Genomic DNA, 2,568 nt, shown 5'->3' with positions numbered 1-2,568 from the left:
TGTACGCGCGCAGCGCGGCCGTCTGCGAGGCAATCGTCTGGTCCTTCTTCTGCCGCTGCGAGGACACCCTCGCGTAGATCGCCGCCGTGGTCACCGCTCGCTCCTTCCGGCACCTGTTCCTGCTGCTGGACGCCCTGTGTCCGGGCCTGGCGCTGGGGCACCAGCACCTCGTAGGCCGCCTGCAGCTCCGCGGCGGTGTGCCGGGAGAAGACCCACGTCAGCTCTACGACCGGCCGGTTCACGGTGGTGGCCGCCGCCCGCCGGCCTCGTCACGGAGGTAGTCGGCCAGCGCCCGGGCCACCACCGCGGAGAGCGTGGCCTCGTTGGCGCGGGCATGTGCTCGGACCTGCTTGGCCAGCGACCCGGGCAGCTTGACGGTGAACACCACGTTCGCCTCGGGGACGGCGACTCGGCCTTGCGCCACGGCCTGCTCCACATACCGGTGTGCCTGACGGACCGATACCCCATAGCGGGCAGCCAGCACAGCGGCCGCCTCGGCGACAGAAACCTCCGTCGCAAGAAGATCCGCGGCAGCGTTGACCCGCCGGGCGTACTCGATACCGTCGACACGATCCCCGCGCACCATGTCATGAACGTACTACCCGTCATGATGTTGCCTACTCTCGCCGCGAGGCAACTTCTCCAACCTCCGGTAGCGCAGCGTCACTTCGAAGGTGAAGTTGCCCATTGCGTTGGAGGCGTGATGATCCCGCCTTGCGGGGTCCCGGCAGGTGTTTCCTTCAGCTCGCCGAGCTCCGTGAGGACCCCGGCTTTCAAGAACGCCTTCACCAGAGCCAGGACCTTCTTGTCCTTGATCCTTGCCCGGACCCGGTCCATCAGTGCGACGTGGTCGATCTCGTCGAAACACGCCGCGATGTCCGCGTCCAGCACCCATCGGTAGCCGTGGGTGCCCATGTGCTGGATCTCGGCAATCGCGTCCTGGGCCCGCCGCCGGGGCCGGAAGCCATAGGAGACCGGCTTGAAGTCGGCCTCGAAAACCGGCTCCAGCACCAGCTTCAGCGCGGCTTGGACAACCCGATCAGCGATCACAGGAATACCCAGTCGCCTCACCTTTCCCGTGCCGCCCGGTTTGGGGATCTTCTTCTCCCTCACCGGAAGCGGCCGGAACGTGCCCCCTTTGAGTTGGGCACGCAGGTCGTCCAAGAATCCGGGGACGCCGACCCGTGTTTCGACCTCGGTGGCCGTGAGGCCGTCGATGCCAGCGGTGTTGGCGCCCCGGTTCCCCGCGACCCGGTCGAACGCCACGATCAGCGTCGCCGGGTCGTGCACGAAGTTGAACAAGTCGTCGAACCGGCGGTCCTTGTTGACCGCCGCCCAACGGTGAAGCTTGGCCTGCATCTCCGATACCCGCTGGCGCGGCCCCACCGGGGCCGTTTCCAGCGGCACGCTGCCGTTCGGCACCGTCCCTTTCGGCATTGCAGCCTCCAATTCTTCTCGCATTCCGCTGCCGTCCTTCCCCATGTGCCGGGCTCTCCCCGGCTCGGAGTACTACAACGGCTCCGCCCCACCCGGCCCGTTCAGCGGCCGATGCGCCTATCCCGTTGCGCGAACTGGAGGCTCGCCAGCGGAAGTTGCAACCGGATGGTTCCCGTGTTCACTGTGGTCCGCTCGGTGAAGGAGGAGCCCGTCTGCATCCCTGCGGCATCGCCATGAGTACGCCGTGGACCTTCCTCATGGCCTCCCGGACAGCAGAGACAAACCATCCAAGGAGTTTCCCGCCGCCTCCGGCGGCGGGTCTGCACCGCTCCCGGCCCTGATCCGCCAGGTTCGAGCCGGTCTCGCATTGAGGGACGTAATGACGACGGTTCCTCGCGTACTCCTTTCCACCTCGCTCGCCGGACCCGCACCATCTGGCAGTGCTGGTACGTCCCGGCTTTGTCAGGGCCGCTTGCCACCCTCCCCGGCATCACCCGGATCAGGCTGCCCCCAGCTTCACCACCCCGCCACGACAGGGCAGTTGACGAAGGTCTCTCACCTCCATACGGACCATCAGCGCCTCACGGCGCACACCTCCCGAGCGAAATAGGCGGCTGCCCGGCGCAAGATCTCCCGCTCCAGCCGCCACTCCTGCTCGGCTTTGAGTAGCCTGGCGTTCTCAGCCCGCAGCCGGGCCAGTTCCTCCGCCGTACTGACGCTGCCGTCGCGGCCCCCGGGCGTGGCCTGGGCCTCGTCCTTGCGGACCCACGTTTGCAGTGACTCCGCGGTGATATCGAGATCCGCGGCCACCGCTGCGTACGTCCGTTTCCCGGCCGCGGCGCGGTAGAGCGCGACAGCGTCCTTCCTAAACTCCTCCGGATACGGAGACTTGCGTCCCACCTGGACATCCCTCCCTGGACCATCAAGATCCATTGTCAGGGTGTCCACTCCAAAGGATCAGCCTCACTGGCAGACCTGGCCCCAGCGACCGGACAGGGCCCGGCTCGGGTCCTGCGTGCTGGGCAGGGCTGGTGGATGCACGGTGATCTCGATGGCGGTGATCGGGGTGCTGTCGCGTGGACGCCCGTCGCGGTTCCAGATGTTGTAGCGGGAGGTTCCGCACTTGACGAT

General features: G+C 67.0%; 2 protein-coding genes and 1 pseudogene. All 3 read right to left on the bottom strand.

Annotated features, from left to right (window positions below):
- Window positions 1-238: 238 nt before the first annotated feature.
- The gene (locus ACWD35_RS45350; protein WP_451357157.1) at window positions 239-586 is read right to left on the bottom strand and encodes a hypothetical protein; all 348 of its coding nucleotides are present in this window, start codon (window positions 584-586) and stop codon (window positions 239-241) included.
- 77 nt (window positions 587-663) lie between these two features.
- Window positions 664-1,482 (bottom strand): reverse transcriptase domain-containing protein, encoded by an 819-nt coding sequence (locus ACWD35_RS45345; RefSeq protein ID WP_451357156.1) that lies wholly within the window; start codon window positions 1,480-1,482, stop codon window positions 664-666.
- A 547-nt stretch (window positions 1,483-2,029) separates the two neighbouring features.
- A pseudogene (locus ACWD35_RS45340) lies at window positions 2,030-2,337 on the bottom strand (transposase); the annotation flags it as partial.
- Window positions 2,338-2,568: the final 231 nt, after the last annotated feature.

The organism is Streptomyces sp. NPDC002671, from assembly GCF_053592475.1.
This window is presented reverse-complemented; position numbering and strand designations above follow the sequence as displayed.

Coding starts and splice junctions, on each gene's coding strand:
- ACWD35_RS45350 (WP_451357157.1), bottom strand. CDS start 586: ATGGTGCGCGGGGATCGTGTCGACGGTATCGAGTACGCCCGGCGGGTC.
- ACWD35_RS45345 (WP_451357156.1), bottom strand. CDS start 1,482: ATGGGGAAGGACGGCAGCGGAATGCGAGAAGAATTGGAGGCTGCAATG.